The sequence below is a fragment of the Streptomyces sp. 4N124 genome, assembly GCF_052245395.1.
Taxonomy (GTDB): domain Bacteria; phylum Actinomycetota; class Actinomycetes; order Streptomycetales; family Streptomycetaceae; genus Streptomyces.
This window is the reverse complement of record NZ_JBQQBS010000047.1, coordinates 59293-80286: the sequence shown is the minus strand read 5'-3', so window position 1 is coordinate 80286 and position 20994 is coordinate 59293. Positions and strand designations below refer to the sequence as shown.

17 protein-coding genes are annotated in these 20994 nt (G+C 69.7%); 10 read left to right on the top strand and 7 right to left on the bottom strand.

Annotated elements, in window-relative coordinates:
- Positions 1 to 1356 (bottom strand): RNA polymerase sigma factor (locus tag ACTWQO_RS35470; RefSeq protein ID WP_443241480.1); only part of this gene is annotated, 1356 nt, incomplete at its 3' end.
- Positions 1357 to 1552: 196 nt separating this feature from the next.
- Between ACTWQO_RS35470 and radA the strand changes: the two genes are divergently transcribed.
- A complete protein-coding gene (gene radA / locus ACTWQO_RS35465; protein ID WP_443241479.1) occupies positions 1553 to 2962 on the top strand; it encodes a DNA repair protein RadA in 1410 nt (469 codons plus the stop codon).
- A gap of 82 nt (positions 2963 to 3044) precedes the next feature.
- On the top strand, positions 3045 to 4169 hold the full coding sequence (disA, locus tag ACTWQO_RS35460) for a DNA integrity scanning diadenylate cyclase DisA (protein ID WP_443241478.1): 1125 nt from the start codon (positions 3045 to 3047) through the stop codon (positions 4167 to 4169).
- 105 nt (positions 4170 to 4274) lie between these two features.
- Here the strand turns inward: disA and ACTWQO_RS35455 are convergent, their stop codons facing one another.
- Positions 4275 to 5117 (bottom strand): hypothetical protein, encoded by an 843-nt coding sequence (locus ACTWQO_RS35455; protein WP_443241477.1) that lies wholly within the window; start codon positions 5115 to 5117, stop codon positions 4275 to 4277.
- Between the two features lie 204 nt (positions 5118 to 5321).
- Between ACTWQO_RS35455 and ACTWQO_RS35450 the strand changes: the two genes are divergently transcribed.
- From ACTWQO_RS35450 to cseC, 5 genes are all read left to right on the top strand, one after another.
- Positions 5322 to 6257, top strand: coding sequence for an A/G-specific adenine glycosylase (locus ACTWQO_RS35450; protein WP_443241476.1), 936 nt, complete (start codon positions 5322 to 5324; stop codon positions 6255 to 6257).
- Positions 6258 to 6501: 244 nt separating this feature from the next.
- Positions 6502 to 7059: a SigE family RNA polymerase sigma factor gene (locus tag ACTWQO_RS35445; RefSeq protein ID WP_362946597.1), complete on the top strand. Its 558-nt coding sequence runs from the start codon at positions 6502 to 6504 to the stop codon at positions 7057 to 7059.
- On the top strand, positions 7047 to 7724 hold the full coding sequence (locus tag ACTWQO_RS35440; protein WP_443241475.1) for a hypothetical protein: 678 nt from the start codon (positions 7047 to 7049) through the stop codon (positions 7722 to 7724). Before ACTWQO_RS35445 ends, ACTWQO_RS35440 begins: the two co-directional genes overlap by 13 nt.
- Positions 7725 to 7871: 147 nt before the next feature.
- Positions 7872 to 8576: a two-component system response regulator CseB gene (gene cseB / locus ACTWQO_RS35435; RefSeq protein WP_210577997.1), complete on the top strand. Its 705-nt coding sequence runs from the start codon at positions 7872 to 7874 to the stop codon at positions 8574 to 8576.
- 8 nt (positions 8577 to 8584) lie between these two features.
- Positions 8585 to 9928, top strand: coding sequence for a two-component system sensor histidine kinase CseC (gene cseC, locus ACTWQO_RS35430; protein WP_443241474.1), 1344 nt, complete (start codon positions 8585 to 8587; stop codon positions 9926 to 9928).
- A 9-nt stretch (positions 9929 to 9937) separates the two neighbouring features.
- Here cseC and ACTWQO_RS35425 read toward each other — a convergent pair whose 3' ends face one another.
- The 3 genes from ACTWQO_RS35425 to ACTWQO_RS35415 all read right to left on the bottom strand — a co-directional run bounded on the left by ACTWQO_RS35425 (position 9938) and on the right by ACTWQO_RS35415 (position 12530).
- The gene (locus ACTWQO_RS35425) at positions 9938 to 10384 is read right to left on the bottom strand and encodes a VOC family protein (protein ID WP_443241473.1); all 447 of its coding nucleotides are present in this window, start codon (positions 10382 to 10384) and stop codon (positions 9938 to 9940) included.
- A gap of 58 nt (positions 10385 to 10442) precedes the next feature.
- Positions 10443 to 10874 carry a helix-turn-helix transcriptional regulator gene (locus tag ACTWQO_RS35420; protein WP_443241472.1) on the bottom strand — a complete coding sequence of 144 codons (432 nt, stop codon included), beginning with the start codon at positions 10872 to 10874 and terminating at the stop codon, positions 10443 to 10445.
- Between the two features lie 81 nt (positions 10875 to 10955).
- Complete coding sequence (locus ACTWQO_RS35415) at positions 10956 to 12530, bottom strand: MDR family MFS transporter (RefSeq protein ID WP_443241471.1); 1575 nt, start codon at positions 12528 to 12530, stop codon at positions 10956 to 10958.
- Between the two features lie 121 nt (positions 12531 to 12651).
- On the opposite strand from ACTWQO_RS35415, the gene ACTWQO_RS35410 reads away from it, so the two are divergent.
- Positions 12652 to 13248, top strand: coding sequence for a TetR/AcrR family transcriptional regulator (locus ACTWQO_RS35410; RefSeq protein WP_443241487.1), 597 nt, complete (start codon positions 12652 to 12654; stop codon positions 13246 to 13248).
- 16 nt (positions 13249 to 13264) lie between these two features.
- Here the strand turns inward: ACTWQO_RS35410 and ACTWQO_RS35405 are convergent, their stop codons facing one another.
- Positions 13265 to 13852 carry a M23 family metallopeptidase gene (locus ACTWQO_RS35405; RefSeq protein ID WP_443241470.1) on the bottom strand — a complete coding sequence of 196 codons (588 nt, stop codon included), beginning with the start codon at positions 13850 to 13852 and terminating at the stop codon, positions 13265 to 13267.
- A 432-nt stretch (positions 13853 to 14284) separates the two neighbouring features.
- Here ACTWQO_RS35405 and ACTWQO_RS35400 point away from each other — a divergent pair, with 432 nt between their 5' ends.
- Together ACTWQO_RS35400 and ACTWQO_RS35395 are read left to right on the top strand one after the other, a co-directional pair.
- Positions 14285 to 14914, top strand: coding sequence for an HAD family acid phosphatase (locus ACTWQO_RS35400; protein WP_443241469.1), 630 nt, complete (start codon positions 14285 to 14287; stop codon positions 14912 to 14914).
- 81 nt (positions 14915 to 14995) lie between these two features.
- On the top strand, positions 14996 to 18172 hold the full coding sequence (locus tag ACTWQO_RS35395) for an NACHT domain-containing protein (protein ID WP_443241468.1): 3177 nt from the start codon (positions 14996 to 14998) through the stop codon (positions 18170 to 18172).
- 67 nt (positions 18173 to 18239) lie between these two features.
- Here the strand turns inward: ACTWQO_RS35395 and ACTWQO_RS35390 are convergent, their stop codons facing one another.
- Positions 18240 to 20765 carry an ATP-dependent Clp protease ATP-binding subunit gene (locus ACTWQO_RS35390; RefSeq protein WP_328359543.1) on the bottom strand — a complete coding sequence of 842 codons (2526 nt, stop codon included), beginning with the start codon at positions 20763 to 20765 and terminating at the stop codon, positions 18240 to 18242.
- Positions 20766 to 20994: the final 229 nt, after the last annotated feature.

The following is a 20994-nucleotide window of genomic DNA, read 5'->3' as shown; positions in this document are numbered from 1 at the left end:
GGTTCCCGTGTACTGGCTCAGATAGAGCCAGGGGGCGGCGGTGGTCGCGGACCAGCGGACGGGCGCGGAGCCGGTCGCGGTGAGGGTGAGGAGCGTGGTGTCGCCGCTGTGGCCGGCCGTCACCTCGAGGCGGGCCTTCTTGGCGGCGCCGGAGACGCTGATGACCTCCACCGAGACGTCGGGCCTGCCGCCCGTCGCGAAGCGCGTGCCGGGCCTGATGTCGGCGTTCCCGGCGTGCTCGTAGCCGCCGTCCGGCGTCTCGCCGTCCAGGCTGCCGGGGCCGTGCGCCTCGCTCGCGGTGGCCGAGCTGCCCTCCTGTCCCTCGGCCACCGGTGTGCCGCGGTAGGCCGCCCACAGGGCGAGCACGGGTGCGGCCACGACGGTGGCGACCACGGTGGTCGTCAGGGCACGCGCGCGTAGCCGGTCTCTGCGGGCCGCGCGGTCCTTGGGGTCCATCGGGAAGCCGCGCCGGTCGAAGCGGGGAGCGGCGATCCGCGCGCGCGGGCCGTGCGCCATGGCGATGTGCAGCTCCGCGCGGGGCGCCTCCAGGACGGGCAGTTCGGCGGTGGTGGCGTTGGTGCCGGGCCAACGGCCGGGGATCGCGCGCTCGGCGGTACGGCGGCAGCGCGGACAGTCGTCGACGTGCCGCACCAGCTCACGGCGGACGGCGGCGCTGAGCACCAGCTGGTTGTCGCCGGTGAGGTGGGCGACGCCCGGGCAGCCGCCGGTCTCCACGACGGCGAGGGCGGCACGCGTGCGTTCCACCTCGCAGGCGGCGGAGGCGAGCAGTTCGCGGGCGGTGGCCAGGTCCAGGCCGAGGACGGCGGCGACCTCGTGCGCGGCGAGGTGGTGGCGTACGGCGAGTTCGAGCGCCTCGCGCTGTTCCGGGGTGGTGCCGGCGGCCTCCGGCCAGGCGAGCAGGGCGAGTTCGCACCGGCGCTGCTCCTGGACCTTCTGGGGGACGGGCGGCGCGGGGGACTCCTCGGTGCGCCGCCGGTCGCCGGTATGTCGTCCCGCGGCGTGGGTGGCCTGACGTTTCTGCTTGGCCTCGGCCAGCTTGCGCAGGCACGCCCAGCGGGCCAGCGCGTACAGCCAGGCCCTGCGGTCGCCCGCCGCGTCCGGGCCGTGCCGGCCACGCCGTTCGGCCAGGACGAGGACGTCACCGAGGGCGGCGGTCGCCGCGTCGTGGTCGCACAGCACGGACAGGCAGTAGGTGAACAGGCCGTCCAGGTAGGGCTCGTAGCGCGCGGGCGGCCGCTGCGCCAGTGTGCGCGCGGCAGCACGGTCACGCGCCTCCCGGTGCGCCTTGTGTGCGCCGGTGGTGCGGGTCGTGGTCTCCGAACTGCTGCTCATCACCCGTGGACCGTAGGCGGCGAGGGTTGGCGGCTTCTCGCCCCTTGAGCACTTTTAATCCATACGGGTGAAACGATCCCTCATAAGGGGACAGGAACGCTGGATTCCATGGTCTGAGGCGCCCATCGCGGCGGCGATGGTGCCGGGCGTCACACGTCCGGCGGCAGCGTTGTCAGTGCTCCCGGCTACGGTTCTCCGCATGGCTCCCCGTACGAAATCCACCAAGGACCGCCCGTCCTACCGCTGCACGGAGTGCGGCTGGCAGACGGCGAAGTGGCTCGGTCGCTGCCCCGAGTGCCAGGCCTGGGGGACGATCGAGGAGTACGGCGCGCCCGCGGTCCGTACGACCACACCGGGGCGTGTCACCACCTCCGCGCTGCCCATCGGCCAGGTCGACGGCCGCCAGGCCACCGCCCGCTCCACCGGCGTGCCCGAGCTGGACCGGGTGCTCGGCGGCGGCCTGGTCCCCGGCGCAGTGGTCCTCCTCGCGGGCGAGCCCGGCGTCGGCAAGTCGACGCTCCTGCTCGACGTGGCGGCCAAGGCGGCGAGCGACGAGCACCGCACGCTCTACGTCACGGGCGAGGAGTCGGCGAGCCAGGTCCGGCTGCGCGCCGACCGCATCAAGGCCCTGGACGACCACCTCTATCTCGCCGCCGAGACCGATCTGGCCGCCGTGCTCGGCCACTTGGACGCGGTGAAGCCGTCCCTGCTGATCCTCGACTCCGTACAGACGGTGGCCTCCCCGGAGATCGACGGCGCTCCCGGCGGCATGGCGCAGGTGCGCGAGGTGGCCGGCGCGCTGATCCGGGCCTCCAAGGAGCGCGGGATGTCCACGCTCCTTGTGGGCCATGTCACCAAGGACGGCGCGATCGCGGGACCCCGGCTCCTCGAGCACCTCGTGGATGTCGTCCTGAGCTTCGAGGGCGACCGGCACGCCCGCCTCAGGCTCGTACGAGGCGTCAAGAACCGGTACGGCGCCACGGACGAGGTCGGCTGCTTCGAACTGCACGACGAGGGCATCACCGGCCTCACCGACCCCAGCGGCCTGTTCCTGACCAGGCGGGCCGAGCCGGTGCCCGGCACCTGCCTGACCGTCACGCTGGAGGGCCGCCGCCCCCTGGTCGCCGAAGTCCAGGCGCTGACCGTCGACTCCCAGATCCCCTCCCCCCGCCGCACCACATCCGGCCTGGAGACCTCCCGTGTCTCGATGATGCTGGCCGTCCTGGAGCAGCGGGGCAGAATCAGCGCGTTGGGCAAACGGGACATTTACTCCGCGACGGTCGGCGGAGTGAAGCTCTCCGAGCCCGCCGCGGATCTGGCCATCGCCCTCGCCCTGGCGTCGGCCGCGAGCGACACCCCCCTGCCGAAGAACCTCGTCGCGATCGGCGAAGTGGGGCTCGCGGGCGAGGTCAGACGGGTCACGGGCGTGCAGCGCAGGCTCTCCGAAGCGCACCGTCTGGGCTTCACGCACGCGCTGGTGCCGGGCGATCCCGGCAAGATCCCTGCCGGTATGAAGGTCCTGGAAGTGGCCGACATAGGGGACGCTCTGAGAGTCCTTCCGCGCTCGCGTCGCCGAGACGCCCCACGGGACGAGGAAGACCGCCGGTAGACTTTGCCCTGGTCTCGCCCGTGCGTACGAACCGAGTGTGCGAAACGGGAGCGCCAGAAGTACCTGCGACCGGAGGAGTGCAGTGGCAGCCAACGACCGGGCGGCAGCTCCCGGAAAGTCCGGTGGGAGTTCCGGTGCCGATGGCCTGATGCGCGCCTCACTGAGCGCCGTGGCACCCGGCACGGCCCTGCGCGACGGCCTTGAGCGGGTGCTCCGCGGCAACACCGGCGGTCTCATCGTGCTCGGCTTCGACAAGACCGTCGAGTCGATGTGCACGGGCGGATTCGTGCTGGACGTCGAGTTCACGGCCACGCGGCTGCGCGAGCTGTGCAAGCTCGACGGCGGCATCGTGCTCACCTCCGACCTGTCGAAGATCCTGCGGGCGGGCGTGCAGTTCCTTCCCGACGCGACGATCCCGACGGAGGAGACGGGCACCCGGCACCGCACGGCGGACCGGGTCAGCAAGCAGGTCGGCTTCCCCGTCGTCTCCGTCTCCCAGTCCATGCGGCTGATCGCGCTGTACGTCGACGGCCAGCGCCGCGTGCTGGAGGACTCGGCGGCGATCCTGTCCCGCGCGAACCAGGCGCTGGCGACCCTGGAGCGGTACAAGCTCCGCCTGGACGAGGTCGCGGGAACGTTGTCAGCGCTGGAGATCGAGGACCTGGTGACGGTCCGCGACGTCTCCGCCGTCGCCCAGCGCCTGGAGATGGTGCGTCGCATCGCCACCGAAATCGCCGAGTATGTGGTCGAACTGGGCACCGACGGACGGCTCCTGGCCCTCCAGCTCGACGAGCTGATCGCCGGAGTGGAGCCCGAGCGCGAGCTGGTCGTCCGGGACTACGTCCCCGAGCCCACCGCGAAACGCTCCCGCACCGTCGAGGAAGCCCTCTCCGAACTGGACGCCCTCACCCACGCCGAACTCCTCGAACTCCCCACGGTGGCACGGGCATTGGGCTACACCGGATCCCCCGAAGCCCTCGACTCCGCGGTATCACCACGCGGCTTCCGCCTGCTCGCGAAGGTGCCGCGCCTTCCCGGCGCCATCATCGACCGCCTGGTGGAACACTTCGGCGGCCTGCAGAAACTCCTCGCCGCGAGCGTGGACGACTTGCAGACGGTGGACGGCGTCGGCGAGGCAAGGGCACGAAGCGTACGAGAGGGCCTGTCGAGGCTGGCGGAGTCGTCAATCCTGGAACGGTACGTCTGATTAGGCGGCGCGCAGAGGCGCCCTAAAGGGGCGCGGGGAACTGCGCGACCAGCCACGACGTGCCCGCAGACGCGAAACGACCAATCGCGCCTTCCCGCGGAGCGCCTAGTCCTTCTCCAGCACAAACGACGTCTGCACCTTCGCAAACCCCGGCGCCGTAGCCTCCACCAAATACGTCCCCGCCACAGCCGCCCCCACCGAAGGCGTCGCGCACTGCGGAGCACTCCCCTTCCGGTCCCACTCCACGGTGTACGTGATGCTGCTGCCGGCAGGCACCCGGTACAGCACGCTCCCGGAAGACTTCGGGCAGTCCTCGGACGACCAGAAGTCGTCGTCCTCGCCCGCCTGAGTGATCGTCAACACCGTGCCCCTGGGCCCGAGATCGACCTTGCAGTCGGCCGCGGAGGAGTTCGTCGCGGTCAGTACCAGGGTCGGCGTCTGCCCCGGCCCGTACGCGTTGTGCACACTGCGCAGGCTCAACTTGACCGCTCCGGTGGCGCAGTTGGGCAGCGTGGACCCTGCCGGGAGCGTGTCCCCCGTACCGACACCACCACCGCTGCCGGCACCGCCCTCGGACCCGCCACCCGCGGACCCGTCGTCGCCCCCACTGTCACCGTTGGCCCCGTCGGAGGTTCCGCCCGTGTCCCCGCCGCCCGAACCCGACCCGGAGGAGGACCCGTTGGAGTCCCCGTCCCCCGTCTCGTCGCGCCCGCCCGGCGCTTGGCTGATCGCGGGTCCGGAGCCGGAGGGTCCGGGCGTGATGGTGGACGGCGTGGGACTTGAGTCGCCGTTGGCGCCGTCGGCGCCGTTCTTGCCGCCGCCCCCGCCCATGGTGACGATCCAGGTGATCAGCAAGGCCAACAGGGCGATCACAGACAGCAGTACGGCCCTCCGTCGCCAGTAGATGGAGGAGGGAAGCGGCCCGACCGGATTGCGCAGAGATCCCACGGCGCAAACTGTACGAGAGATCGGCGCCGTCGCTGCCCCCACCCGCCGCCCTGCGGCAACTTTTCCAGATCATCATTCCGCCCAACGCCACCGAACAGCAGGGGTTGCGGCGCACAGCCACGACCGCCGTCACACCGGCGACCCACCGACCGGCCGTGGCCAAAGCAGCCCAAGCGACGCACTCCGTGGCAGGATCGGAAGGCCATGACTGCGCCCACGATGCCCCAGCCCCCGCACCGCGCCGACACCGCCGCCGACCGTCTTCTCGGCGAGCCCCTGCACTCCCCCGTCATCACCTGGTTCGACGAGCACGCCCGCGATCTGCCGTGGCGGCGGCCGGAAGCCGGGCCATGGGGGGTGATGGTCAGCGAGTTCATGCTCCAGCAGACCCCGGTCAACCGCGTCCTGCCCATTTACGAGCAGTGGCTGGCCCGCTGGCCCCGCCCCGCCGACCTGGCGAAGGAGGCTCCCGGCGAGGCCGTCCGCGCCTGGGGCCGGCTCGGCTACCCGCGCCGCGCACTGCGGCTGCACGGCGCCGCCGTCGCCATAACGGAACGGCACGGCGGTGACGTACCGACGGATCACGCCCAGCTGCTGGCGCTGCCCGGCATCGGCGAGTACACGGCCGCCGCCGTCGCCTCCTTCGCGTACGGCCAGCGGCATGCCGTGCTCGACACCAACGTCCGCCGGGTCTTCGCCCGCGCGGTCACCGGCGTCCAGTACCCGCCGAACGCCACCACCGCCGCCGAGCGCAAGCTCGCCCGCGCGCTGCTGCCCGAGGACGAGCGGACCGCCGCCCGCTGGGCCGCCGCCTCCATGGAACTCGGCGCGCTGGTGTGCACAGCGAAGAACGAGACCTGCCACCGTTGCCCCATCGCCGCCCAGTGCGCCTGGCAGCTCGCGGGCAAGCCCGAGCACGAAGGGCCGCCGCGCCGCGGGCAGACGTATGCGGGCACCGACCGCCAGGTGCGCGGCAAGCTTCTCGCCGTGCTGCGCGACGCCCACGCGCCGGTCCCGCAGTCCGTCCTCGACCGGGTGTGGCACGAGCCGGTGCAGCGCGCCCGTGCCCTCGACGGCCTCGTCGCGGACGGGTTGGTGGAGCCGCTGGCGGGGGGTCTGTACCGGCTGCCGCTGAGCTGACGTACAGCCGAGTCACAACGCAACACAGGGAAACCTCAGCCTCACCCACCCCCAAATCACCCCATACCAACCCCATCCCACCTGCACGTTTACGTCCGCCCTACCTCTGTTACACAACCGACGGACAGCCGAGCGCTAGCCGCAGGCTGCTTCGCACAGCGCCGTGACAACGCCTCCGTAGCTTCATTTCTGTGCCCGACGGGGTGGCACAGCTACAGAAGCACGGGGATGGAGGCGGTCGATCATGGAGCAGGGCGAGGTGGGCGCAGTGGGCGAGGTGCTCGAGTTCGAGGAGTACGTCCGTACCCGGCAGGACGCGCTGCTGCGCAGTGCCCGCCGCCTGGTCCCGGACCCGGTCGACGCGCAGGATCTGCTCCAGACCGCGCTGGTACGAACGTACGGCCGCTGGGAGGGCATAGCCGACAAGCGGCTGGCGGACGCCTACCTGCGCCGGGTGATGATCAACACGCGGACCGAGTGGTGGCGGGCGCGCAAGCTGGAGGAGGTGCCGACCGAGCAGCTTCCGGACGCCTGCGTCGACGACGCCACCGAGCAGCACGCCGACCGTGCCCTGCTGATGGACATCATGAAGGTGCTGGCTCCCAAGCAGCGCAGCGTCGTGGTGCTGCGACACTGGGAGCAGATGTCCACGGAGGAGACGGCCGCCGCCCTCGGTATGTCGGCCGGAACGGTCAAGAGCACGCTGCACCGGGCGCTCGCCCGGCTCCGCGAGGAGCTGGAGCGCCGCGATCTGGACGCACGCGCGCTGGAGCGTGAGGAGCAGGAGCGGTGCGCGGCTTGACCGACCCGGATCCCGAAGCGGGCCTACGGGCCACCGCGGGTCGGGGCACCATGCAGGCGGCGTTCACGGCGGTGGCCGTGCTCGCCGCCCTCGCCCTTTTCATGTCCGCCTGCGGCACCGGCGGCACCGGCGCCCGTGACGAGGGCCCGGCGCACGCCGAGGCGGTCGCGGGCGCGAGCGTGTCGCCTCCCGCCTCGCCCTCCGCGACCCCGGACAGCCTGGACGCCGTCAAGCTGGTGCAGGACGACCCGACCGTCTCGGCCGGGGTCAAACGCGAGCTGAAGCCCTGTATCGGCGACGAGTACCCGGTCGACGTGTCGTACGGCGACCTGACCGGAGGACCCGCGAACGATGTCGTCGTCAACGTGCTGACCTGCGGAGATGGGGTAGGGGTCGGCTCGTATGTGTATCGCGAGGAGGACGGGCGGTACGAGAATGTGTTCAAGGCCGAGGAACCGCCGGTCTACGCCGAGATAGACCGCGGCGACCTGGTGGTGACCAAGCAGGTGTACGAGAAGGGTGACCCGGTGTCGAGTCCGTCCGCCCAGTGGGTGATCACCTACCGCTGGCTGGCGTCGGGGCGCTTCACCGAGGAGGGCCGCGTACGCAATGACTACAGCAGCGTCGTCGGCGGGGATCCGACCGAGACACCGGAAACCGGCTGAGGCGTGAACCGATCGGGCGGGCCGGGACGATCCTCTCAGTGAACCGCCCGCACGACGAAAAGCCCTGCACGATGAACCGTCCGCACGGTTCCTACGTCAGCACAGTGAACGCACCACGAGATTCGTACGAGGACAGAGAGCACCGGGATGGCAGACCAGACCCACGTCTTGTTCGTCGAGGACGACGACGTCATCCGTGAGGCCACGCAGCTCGCACTGGAGCGGGACGGCTTCGCGGTCACCGCGATGCCCGACGGGCTGGCCGGCCTGGAGGCGTTCCGGGCGAACCGCCCCGACATCGCGCTGCTCGACGTGATGGTCCCGGGCCTGGACGGCGTCAGCCTGTGCCGCCGTATCCGGGACGAGTCGACGGTGCCGGTGATCATGCTGTCCGCGCGGGCGGACTCCATCGACGTCGTGCTGGGTCTGGAAGCCGGCGCGGACGACTATGTGACCAAGCCGTTCGACGGTGCCGTGCTGGTCGCACGGATCCGGGCGGTGCTGCGCCGCTTCGGGCACGCGGGCGGCGCCGGGCAGCCGGAGGAGCCCGAGTCCTTGTCGGCCGGCGGCGTGCTGACCTTCGGTGAGCTGGAGATCGACACCGAGGGCATGGAGGTGCGCAAGGGCGGGCAGCCAGTGGCGCTGACGCCCACGGAGATGCGGCTGCTCCTGGAGTTCTCGTCGGCGCCGGGCACGGTCCTGTCGCGGGACAAGCTCCTGGAGCGCGTGTGGGACTACGGCTGGGGCGGTGACACGCGCGTGGTGGACGTCCATGTGCAGCGGCTGCGTACGAAGATCGGCCAGGACCGGATCGAGACGGTTCGCGGCTTCGGCTACAAGTTGAAGGCCTGAGCAGGGGTATGCGGGGGATCTTGGGGCGCCTGCTCCCGGCGCGGTGGGCACGCACGGGCATCCGTACGGGCGTGCGGTGGAAGCTGAGCGTGGCGATCGCGTTCGTCGGTGCGCTGGTGGCGATCGCGCTGAGCCTGGTCGTGCACAACGCGGCCCGGGTCTCGATGCTGGACAACGCGCGTGAGCTGGCCGACGAGCGGATCCAGATCGCCCAGCGCAACTACGAGCTGTCCAAACGGCCGAACTTCCCGAACGTCGAGATCAACGACCCGGACCTGCCGCCCGAGCTGCGGCTGAAGGTCGAGGAGGGCCGCCGGGCCACCTATGTGACCGACGACAAGGGCGGCGTGCCGGACATCTGGGCCGCCGTGCCGGTCACGGACGGGCGGGTGCTGTCCCTGCACACCGGGTTCACCGACCGCAGCACCGACATCCTCAACGACCTCGACCAGGCCCTCGTCATCGGCTCCATCACCGTCGTCCTCGGCGGCAGCGCCCTCGGTGTGCTCATCGGCGGCCAGCTGTCGCGCCGGCTGCGCAAGGCGGCGGCTGCCGCGAACCAGGTCGCCAAGGGCGAGACGGACGTCCGGGTGCGGGACGCGATAGGCGGTGTCGTACGGGACGAGACCGACGACCTGGCCAGCGCGGTGGACGCCATGACGGACGCCTTGCAGCTGCGGCTGGAGGCCGAGCGCCGGGTCACCGCCGATATCGCGCACGAGCTGCGCACGCCGGTGACCGGGCTGCTGACCGCGGCCGAGCTGCTGCCGCCGGGCCGGCCGACCGAGCTGGTCCTGGACCGGGCGAAGGCCATGCGCACGCTGGTCGAGGACGTCCTGGAGGTGGCCCGCCTCGACGGCGCCTCGGAGCGGGCCGAGCTGCAGGACATCATGCTGGGCGAGTTCGTCAGCCGGCGGGTGGCGGCGAAGGACGCGGACATCGAGGTCCGTGTGGTCCATGAGTCGGAGGTCACCACCGACCCGCGGCGCCTGGAGCGCGTGCTGTTCAACCTGCTCGCCAACGCCGCCCGGCACGGCAAGCCACCCATCGAGGTCACCGTCGAGGGCCGGGTCATCCGGGTCCGCGACCACGGCCCCGGCTTCCCCCAGGAGCTCCTCTCGGAGGGGCCGAGCCGCTTCCGCACCGGCCGCAGCGACCGCTCCGGCGCCGGCCACGGTCTCGGTCTGACCATCGCCGCCGGCCAGGCCCGTGTCCTGGGCGCCAGGCTCACCTTCCGCAACGTCCGCCCGGCGGGCGCGCCGGAGCACGTGCCGGCGGAGGGCGCGGTGGCCGTGCTGTGGCTGCCGGAGCATGCGCCGACGAGCACGGGCAGCTATCAGATGTTGCCGTAGGGCTCCGCCTCAGCAGGACCAGTCCTTGTCCAGGTCGAGTCCACCCTCGCGCGGCTGAGTGAAGGAGAACCAGTTCCCGGAGTCGTCGCGGAACAGCGCCTCCGTGCCGTAGGGACGCTCCTGCGGCTCCTGCAGGAACTCCACGCCCCGGTCCTTGAGCTTCTTGTAGTCGCCGTGGATGTCGTCTGTGGTCAGCACGCCTGCGCCGAGGGCCCCCTTGGCCACCAGCTTCCTGATCATCTCGGCGGACTCGGGGTCCATGCCGGGCCCGTCCGGCACCATCAGCGTGAGTTCGACGTCGGGCTGCTCCGGGGAGCCGACAGTGAGCCAGCGCATGCCGCCCTCGCCCATGGTCATGTCCGTGCGGACTTCGAGGCCCAGCTTCTCGGTGTAGAACTTCTTGGCCCGGTCCTGGTCGAGGACCCAGACGGTCGAGATCTTGAGACCCTTGATCATGGCGCGCTCCTGTCGGCAGCCGTTCGTGCTTGCCATGTCACCGTAGGCAACGCCGCCGTCAGTCCGCTTCTCCAGAATTGCGCTGTGCTCCGGGTGTGGCGCGTCGGAAGCCTCCGGCCCAGTGCATGACGTAGCAGCCCGGTATGAGGGCGGTACCGCGCCCCAGGTGTTTCCTCCGGTACTCGCTGGGCGTCAGCCCGGTCAGCGCCTTGAACCGAGTCGAGAACGTACCCAGGCTGCTGAAGCCGACGAGGTGGCAGACCTCCGTGACCGTCAGATTCGCGGTGCGCAGCAGATCCTCGGCCCGCTCGATCCGGCGGTGCGTCAGATACTGGCCGGGCGTCTCGCCGTACGCCGCCTTGAAAGCCCGTATGAAGTGATAGCGCGAGTACCCGGCATGCGCCGCCACCGCGTCCAGGTCGAGGGACGGCTCGGCCCAGTCGCGGTCCATGGCGTCCTTGGCCAGGCGCAACGGCCGCATCTTGTCCATGGCCCGATGGTGGCACGCGGCACTGACAACACAACGGCCCCCGGGGTCCACAACCCCGGAGGCCGTTCGCACATCGCCCGCTCAGACCGTCTCGGTCACCGGCTTCTGCACCGCCGTACCGCCCGGGGAGTCCTCCTTCGGCCCCGCCCCCTTCAGCGGCACCTCCTTCACGAACACCGCCGCGACCAGCGCGATCACGGCCACCACGGCTCCCAGCAGGAACGCCGAGTGGGTGCCCGCCGACACCGCGTGCTGGTAGGCCTCGCGCGCCGCCTCGGGCAGCTTCGCCAGGCTCGCCGCGTCCAGCTGGGCGGACTGCTCGGTCACCTTGGAGCCCAGCGCGCCGGCCTGCTCGGCCATGACGTCCTGGACCCGGTTGTTGAACAGCGCGCCCATGATCGCGACGCCGAAGGAGGAGCCGAGGGTGCGGAAGAGGGTGGTGGACGAGGACGCGACGCCCATGTCCTTCATCTCCACACTGTTCTGCGCGACCAGCATGGTGATCTGCATCAGGCAGCCCATGCCGAGCCCGACGACGGCCATGAACACACCGGACGTGAGCCGCGAGGTCCCCGTGTCCATCGTCGACAGCAGATACAGCCCGACGACCATCAGCGCACTGCCGACGACCGGGAAGACGTAGTACCGCCCCGTGTTGGTGGTCACCCGCCCCGCGACCATCGACGTCACCAGCATCGCGCCGAGCATCGGCAGGAGCAGCAGCCCGGAGTTGGTCGCGGACGCGCCCTGCACGGACTGCTGGTACAGCGGCAGGAACAGCGTGGCGCCGAACATCACGAAGCCGACGATGAAGCCGATGATCGACATGAGCGTGAAGTTCCGGCTGCGGAAGATGTGCAGCGGCAGCACCGGCTCGGCGGCCTTGGTCTGCCAGAACACGAACCCGACGAGCGCGGCGACGCCGATGCCGATCAGCTCCATGATCCGCGCGGACGTCCAGGCGTACTCCGTGCCGCCCCAGGTGGTGACCAGCACGATCGCGGTGATGCCGACTGTCAGCAGGCCCGCGCCCAGGTAGTCGATCTGCGTCTGCGCCCGCTTCTTCGGCAGATGCAGGACGGCGCTGATGGCGAGGAGCGCGACGATGCCCAGCGGCAGGTTGATGTAGAAGGCCCAGCGCCAGCCCCAGTGGTCGGTGATGGTGCCGCCGACCAGCGGACCGCCGATCATCGCGAGCGCCATGACGCCGGCCATCATGCCCTGGTACTTGCCGCGCTCGCGGGGCGGTATGAGGTCACCGATGATCGCCATGACGCCGACCATCAGACCACCGGCGCCGAGTCCCTGCACGGCCCGGAACCCGATGAGCTGCCCCATGTCCTGGGCCATGCCGCTGAGCGCCGAGCCGATCAGGAAGAGCACGATCGAGCTCATGAAGATGCCCTTGCGGCCGTACATGTCGCCGAGCTTGCCCCACAGCGGAGTGGAGGCCGCGGTCGCGAGGGTGTACGCCGTCACCACCCACGACAGATGCTCGAGCCCGCCCAGCTCACCGACGATCGTCGGCATCGCGGTGCCGATGATCATGTTGTCGAGCATCGCGAGCATCATCGCGATCATGAGCGCGAAGAGCACGACCCGCACGCTCCTGGGCTGCCCGCCCGCCTTGTCTGTGACTGCCTCTGCCGCCGCCATGATTCCCACTCCCCCGGCACCGCTACTTACTTGCCGCCCGGCTAGTTGTCTACACTCGGAAGGTAGAGGCGCAACTAGCCGGGCGTCAAGTAAGTTTTCTGGAAAGTCGATGAGTACGAGGATGGGCGGCACCATGGACGGCACCAAGCAGCGGCGCCGCGGGGACACCCGCCAGCGCATCCAGGATGTGGCCCTCGCACTCTTCGCCGAGCAGGGCTACGAGAAGACCTCCCTGCGGGAGATCGCAGAGCGTCTCGATGTCACGAAGGCGGCGCTCTACTACCACTTCAAGACCAAGGAAGAGATCATCGTCAGCCTCTTCGAGGACCTGACGAAGCCGATCGAGGACCTGATCGAGTGGGGCAGGCAGCAGCCGCACACCCTGGAGACGAAGCAGGAGATCGTACGGCGCTACAGCCAGACCCTGTCCGAGGCGGCGCCGCTGTTCCAGTTCATGCAGGAGAACCAGGCGACCGTACGGGACCTGAGCATCGGCGAGATGTTCAAGAACCGCATGATGAGCATGCGCGACATCATCATCGACCCGGACGCCGACCTGGTCGACCAGGTCCGCTGCATCAGCGCCCTGTTCACGATGCACGCGGGGATGTTCGTCCTGCGGGACCTCGAAGGCGACCCCGAGGACAAACGCAAGGCCGTCCTCGAGGTCGCGATCGATCTGGTGACACAGGCGCACACGGGCACCCGCAGGGCTTAGACCTGCTCGGACCTGCTCAGATCGCCAGGCCCTTGCCGCGCAGGAAGGCCACCGGGTCGATGGCGGAGCCGTAGTTCGCGGTCGTACGGACCTCGAAGTGCAGGTGCGGGCCACTGGAGTTGCCGGTGTTGCCGGACAGGGCTATCCGCTGGCCGGTCTTCACGATCTGGCCGGTCTTGACGTTGATCTTCGACAGGTGGGCGTACTGGGAGTACGTCCCGTTGCCGTGCTTGATGACGACGGCGTTGCCGTAGGCGGGGCCGTCACCGGCGCCGTTGCCGCCGGCCTTGACGACCGTGCCGCCGTGCGCGGCCTTGACGACGGTGCCGCTGGGCACCGCGAAGTCCTGGCCGCTATGGGTGGACTGCCACATGGCGCCGTTCGCCGCGAAGCTCGCGGACTTGGTGTACTTCGCGACCGGCTTGACCCAGGACGTGGCCTTCTTCGCGGCGGCGGTGGGCGCGGCCTTGGCGACCGTGCCCTGCGCGGCGGTCGCGACTCCGGCCCCCAGCACGACCGAGGCACCGACGGCGGCAGCCATGACGGCCCCACGGGTGCGGAGCAGAGACGTACGGGAAGAGCTGGCGGAGACGCGCTTGAACATCAGAACCTCACGGGGACGGGGACAGAAATCCACCCGGCGCACAGGCAGTCGCCGGATGGGACACCCCTTGGTACCCCCACCCCCCAGAGACTCCCAAACCCCCGATCTACGACCGAAACTAGTACTTCACCGCAAAACTTCACGGTTATTGACAGAGCAACCATCAGGCTCAAATCCACCCATGAGGCCAGAACTCTCCCAGCCCTCTGCACCAATAGTCCTTTTTGCCCAACCGAGGGTTTCCACTATTCCCTCTAGTACCGGGCAAATCGCCTGTGCGGCTTGTCACCGAGCGACCACCGGCGGTGTGACCCGCATCTCGTGCGGAGTTACCGTCAAGTAACCACTTGGTTCCCCTCGCGCTACCCCCGCCGACGAGCATGCCCCCGACAACCGGCAGCGCACGTGTGACGTGAGAGGACCCCCACCCCCATGAGCAGAGGCACCTGGACACGCCGTATCGGCATGACCGCCGTCGCCACCGTCGCCGTCACCGCGATGGCCGTCCCCGCCGGCGCCCAGGCCGCGACGACCACGAGCACCTCCGTCACCGCCGCCGCGGCCGAGGACGTCGACTACACGACCTGGCAGCGGGACTGCCAGGCGGTGATGGACCAGGCGCTGCCGTACCTGAAGCAGCGCATCGCCGCCACCAAGCCAGGCGAGAAGCAGGCGATCGTCTTCGACATCGACAACACCACCCTGGAGACGGACTTCGGCTTCAGCTACCCGCAGCCGGCCAACCAGCCGGTCCTGGAGGTCGCCGAGTACGCCCAGGCCCACGGCGTCGACCTCTTCTTCGTGACCGCCCGCCCCGGCATCATCTACGCCCCCACCGAGTACAACCTCGAGCACGAGGGCTACGACGTCTCCGGTCTCTACGTCCGCAACTTCTTCGACCTCTTCAAGAACGTCGCCGCCTACAAGACCGCCCAGCGCGTCGACATCGAGAACAAGGGCTACACGATCATCGCCAACATCGGCAACAGCCCCACCGACCTCTCGGGCGGCCACGCCGAGAAGACGTACAAGCTGCCGGACTACGACGGTCAGCTGTCGTAGCCGCTCCAGGGGCCCGCGCCCGAGGTGCGGGCCCCACCAACTCCCGCCCCCGTCAAGCGCGTTGACCCGTACCCTCGAACCATGGTCGATCCGGGAACGGTGGGGGCCCGTGTCGCGTCGAGCGCCATCGCACCCCTCATACGCAAGCTGTTCGCGCAACCGGGGCCGGGGGCGCGCCTCACCACACAGCCGGTACGGCTGTCCGCGCTGGTGAGCTTCAAGGGCGAGCAGCGCACGCTCACCCCCAAAGAACTGCACCGACTGGTTCGCGAACTCGTACGGCGCACCGACCAGGGGCTGATGACGGAGGAGCGGGACGCCGTCGCCGACGCCCTCGAACTCACCCTGTACGCCCTGGGCGACCTGGACCTCGACGACGTACAGGCCGTCGACCTCGGCCACGAACAACTCGCCGCCCGTCTCTACGAACAGGCCGGCGGCCCTCGCCTGGTGCGCTTCCTCAGCCAGGACGCGGCGGCCCTCTACTCCCGCCTCCTGGACAGCGCCTGCGTCCACATCCTGCACTTCTTCACCCAGCGGTCGCCGTTCGTGGCGCGCACGCTCGTCGAGCAGAGCCGACGGCTGCGCGATCTCATCGACCGTACGGACATCCTCATCGAGCGCCTCGGCTCGCAGCCCGCCGAGGACGCCGGCTTCGAGGAGCGGTACGCCGCACACATCGCCAAGAAGCACAGCAGCCTCACCATCTACGGCATCGATCTCGCCGAAAGCCGCCAGTGGCCGCTGGACACCGCCTATCTCAGCCTGAACGCGACCCACAAGGTCGAGCACGCCTACGAGCCGACGCCTGACAAGCCGCACGACAGCGCGCTCATGCTCGCCGATGGCTGGGCGCAGCCCCTCGCCCAGCCCGTCGACAAGGCCCTCTCCGGCCACGCCCGGGTGCTGCTGCGCGGCGTCGCGGGCTCCGGCAAGACCACGCTCGTGCAGTGGCTCGCGGTCACCACGGCCCGGCAGAGCCGGCTCACCGGGGAGCTCGCGCACCTCATCGGCCGGATCCCGTTCGTCCTGCCGCTGCGCACGCTCACCCGCCGAGGCGCGAGCCTGCCGCTGCCTGCCGACTTCCTGCGGGCCGTCGGCTCGCCGCTGGCCGGCGCGCAGCCGCAGGGCTGGGCGGACCGCGTGCTGGCCGCGGGCCGCGGGCTGCTGCTCATCGACGGCATCGACGAGGTCCCCGACCAGGAGCGAACCCGTACCCGCAGCTGGCTCTGCGACCTGCTGTCCGCCTACCCGGACAACCTCTGCCTGGTCACGTCCCGCCCCTCCGCCGTACGCCAGGACTGGCTCGGCACCGAGGACTTCACCGAACTGACGCTCTCCCGGATGAGCCGCGAGAGCATCGCCGTCTTCGTCCACCGCTGGCACGAGGCGGCGAACGCCGACCCGGCCCTCGGCACCGCCCTGCTGGACGCGATCCGCACCAAGCAGGACCTGGGCGCCCTCGCCACCAACCCCCTGATGTGCGCCCTGATCTGCGCCCTGCACCGCGAACGCCGCGGCTTCCTGCCGCGCGGCCGCAAGGCGCTGTACGACGCCGCGCTCTCCATGCTCCTGGAACGCCGCGACCGTGAACGCGACATGGCCGGCGCCGGCCTCGACCTCGACCAGGAGTCCCAGACCGAGCTCCTCCAGAAGCTCGCCTACTGGCTGATCCGCAACGGCCGCTCGGAGATGGCCAGACCCGACGCGATCGCCCAGCTCGAACGCCTGCTGCCCGCCATGCCCTACGTCGCCGGGCAGGGCCCCGCCGATGCGATCCTGCGCCACCTCCTCACCCGCTCCGGTCTGCTGCGCGAACCGGCCACCGGCTCCATCGACTTCGTCCACCGAACGTTCCAGGACTATCTGGGCGCCCGCGCGGCTGTGGAGGAGCGCGACTTCGACCTCCTGCTGCGCCACGCCCACCTGGACCAGTGGGAGGACGTCCTGCGCATGGCGGTGGCCCATGCCCGCCCCGACGAACGGGCCCGGCTGCTCCGGGGGCTGACGGAGCGTGGCGACCGGGAACCCGAGCACCGCAAGCGCCTGCATCTCCTGGCCATGGCCTGCCTGGAACACGCGGCGAAGCTGGATCCGCGGGTGCGGGCGGAGGTGGAGCGGCGGGCGGCCTGCCTGATCCCGCCCCAGAGCTTCGCCGAGGCCCGCGAGCTGGCCGACCTCGGCCCCATCGTCCTGGAGCTGCTTCCGAACCACGACGAGGTGTCCGACCCCGAGCAGCGCCCCTACGTAGTCCATGCAGCCGGTCTCATCGGCGGCGACGCGGCACTGCCGCGCATGATGAAATACCGGGACACCGGCGATCGCGTCGTCGACGGCCAACTGGGCCAGTTCTGGTCCAAGTTCGACACCGACACCTATGCGCGGGAGATCATCGACCACCTGCGCTACAAGCCCGACATCGCCATCACCGTCCACTCGCCGAAGGAACTCACGGCCCTGAACCACCTCGGCGGCCACGACAACGTCGACCTCATCGGTGACTTCACCGCCGACCAGATCCTGGAGAACTTCCGCGACCACCCCGTCGAACGGATCAGACTGGCGGAGAACGCGGTCCTGCACGACCTCGACTGGGTGCGGCGGCTCCCGGATCTGCGCCGGCTCGTGCTCTACGAGTGCTCAGCCATCCACTCCCTGGCACCGCTAGCGGGCCTGCCCCTGAAGGACCTGGCGGTCCTGGGCAGTTCGCCGGTGCGGGACCTCTCCCCGCTGCGCGAGCTGACCGGCCTGAAGGTGCTCAACCTGCGCGGAACCCAGGGGATGCTGCCCCTGGAGTCCGTCTCCCGACGCAATCCGCTGGAGATACTCTTCCTGCCCCCGAACGCCTTGGGCCTGTCCGCGCTCCCCGAGTTCTCCGGTGTCCGCCAACTCGGACTCGACCTGGACGTGCCCCTCACCCCCGAGGACTGGCAGTCCGTCGCACGGCTGCGGAACCTGTCCTCGCTGACTCTGAACGCCCGGGAACTGGTCGACCTCGCCGCGACCGGCATCACCCTGCCCGCGATCACCTACGTCTTCGTCTACGGCATCGACCGCCTTGTCGACACCGAGCAGGCGGCAACGGTCTTCCCCTCGACGCGCTACTTCACGGCCTGGGGACCCGCGTCCGTCGACCTCGCGCCCCTCGCGGCCCACCCTCACCTGCACACGGTCAACATCACCGACGCCCGGACCCTCACCAACCCGGATGCCCTCCCCGCCCACATGAAGCTCACGGTGACGCCCCGCCCGGCATGACAAACGGGTGGGCCCGGACCGTTCAGAAACGGTCCGGGCCCACCCGTATCAGGCTCACCCCGGAGGGTTACGCCTCCTTGCTCAGATTCGGCCCAGCCCCACCGGCCGCCTGCTCGATCGGCGGGACGTCCGGCAGTGCCGACTTCTCCTCACCCCGGAAGGTGAAGGTCTTGGCCTCGCCCTCGCCCTCCGTGTCCACGACCACGATGTGGCCGGGGCGCAGCTCGCCGAAGAGGATCTTCTCGGAGAGGGAGTCCTCGATCTCGCGCTGGATGGTGCGGCGCAGCGGACGCGCGCCCAGCACGGGGTCGTAACCCTTCTTCGAGAGCAGTTCCTTGGCGGACTGGGAGAGCTCGATGCCCATGTCCCGGTCCTTGAGGCGCTCGTCGACCTTGCCGATCATCAGGTCGACGATCGCGAGGATGTCGTCCTGGGTCAGCTGCGGGAAGACCACCACGTCGTCGACGCGGTTGAGGAACTCGGGCCGGAAGTGCTGCTTGAGCTCGTCCGAGACCTTGTTCTTCATGCGCTCGTAGTTGGTCTTCTTGTCGCCCGAGGCCGCGAAGCCCAGGTTGAAGCCCTTGGAGATGTCCCGGGTGCCGAGGTTGGTCGTCATGATGATGACCGTGTTCTTGAAGTCCACGACCCGGCCCTGGGAGTCGGTCAGGCGACCGTCCTCCAGGATCTGCAGCAGGCTGTTGAAGATGTCCGGGTGAGCCTTCTCGACCTCGTCGAAGAGGACCACCGAGAACGGCTTGCGGCGGACCTTCTCGGTCAGCTGGCCGCCCTCTTCGTAGCCCACGTATCCGGGAGGCGAGCCGAACAGACGCGAGACCGTGTGCTTCTCGCTGAACTCCGACATGTCGAGGGAGATCAGCGCGTCCTCGTCACCGAAGAGGAACTCGGCCAGGGCCTTGGACAGCTCCGTCTTACCGACACCGGACGGGCCCGCGAAGATGAACGAGCCACCCGGACGCTTCGGGTCCTTGAGACCGGCACGCGTACGGCGGATCGCCTTCGACAGCGCCTTCACGGCGTCGGTCTGGCCGATGACCCGCTTGTGCAGCTCCTCCTCCATGCGGAGCAGGCGGCTGGACTCCTCCTCGGTCAGCTTGAAGACCGGGATGCCGGTGGCCGTGGCGAGGACCTCGGCGATCAGCTCGCCGTCGACCTCGGCGACGACGTCCATGTCGCCGGCCTTCCACTCCTTCTCCCGCTTGGCCTTGGCGGCCAGGAGCTGCTTCTCCTTGTCGCGGAGGGAGGCGGCCTTCTCGAAGTCCTGCGAGTCGATCGCGGACTCCTTGTCGCGGCGGACACCGGCGATCTTCTCGTCGAACTCGCGCAGGTCCGGCGGCGCGGTCATCCGGCGGATGCGCATCCGGGAACCGGCCTCGTCGATCAGGTCGATCGCCTTGTCCGGCAGGAAGCGGTCCGAGATGTACCGGTCGGCCAGGGTGGCGGCCTGCACCAGCGCCTCGTCGGTGATGGAGACGCGGTGGTGGGCCTCGTACCGGTCACGGAGACCCTTGAGGATCTCGATCGTGTGCGGGAGCGAGGGCTCGGCGACCTGGATGGGCTGGAAGCGGCGCTCCAGGGCCGCGTCCTTCTCCAGGTGCTTGCGGTACTCGTCCAGCGTGGTCGCGCCGATGGTCTGCAGCTCACCACGGGCCAGCATCGGCTTCAGGATCGAAGCGGCGTCGATGGCGCCCTCGGCGGCACCCGCACCGACCAGCGTGTGCAGCTCGTCGATGAACAGGATGATGTCGCCGCGGGTGCGGATCTCCTTGAGCACCTTCTTCAGGCGCTCCTCGAAGTCACCGCGGTAGCGGGAGCCGGCGACCAGCGCGCCGAGGTCCAGGGTGTAGAGGTGCTTGTCCTTGAGGGTCTCGGGCACCTCGCCCTTGACGATGGCCTGGGCGAGGCCCTCCACGACGGCGGTCTTGCCGACGCCGGGCTCACCGATCAGGACCGGGTTGTTCTTGGTACGGCGGGACAGCACCTGCATGACCCGCTCGATCTCCTTCTCGCGCCCGATGACCGGGTCGAGCTTGGACTCACGAGCGGCCTGGGTGAGGTTCCGGCCGAACTGGTCGAGCACCAGGGACGTCGAGGGGGTGCCCTCGGCAGGCCCGCCGGCGGTGGCGGTCTCCTTGCCCTGGTAACCGGAGAGCAGCTGGATCACCTGCTGCCGCACGCGGTTGAGATCAGCGCCCAGCTTGACCAGGACCTGGGCGGCGACGCCCTCGCCCTCACGGATCAGGCCGAGCAGGATGTGCTCCGTGCCGATGTAGTTGTGGCCCAGCTGAAGGGCCTCACGGAGCGACAGCTCCAGGACCTTCTTGGCACGGGGGGTGAAGGGGATGTGCCCGGACGGGGCCTGCTGCCCCTGCCCGATGATCTCCTCCACCTGCTGGCGGACCGCCTCGAGCGAAATCCCGAGGCTCTCAAGGGCCTTGGCGGCGACACCCTCACCCTCGTGGATCAGGCCCAGGAGGATGTGCTCGGTGCCGATGTAGTTGTGGTTGAGCATCCGGGCTTCTTCCTGAGCCAGGACGACAACCCGCCGCGCGCGGTCGGTGAACCTCTCGAACATCGTTAATCGCTCCTCAGAGCGGTCAGGCAGTGGGGGGAACTTCCCCTCCCTGTCCTTCCGCAGCTTAGTCCCGCAAGCGGGGACCGCTCATTCCAACTGCCGACACCGTCGATGGCCTCCTGACCCCGCTAACGCCGACATCTGCTCCAACCCGATGGTGCGAGACGATGTTCCCGCAGGCCAGGCAGTTACCCTCACCATCAGTACGCCGATGGCGAACGTGAGACGC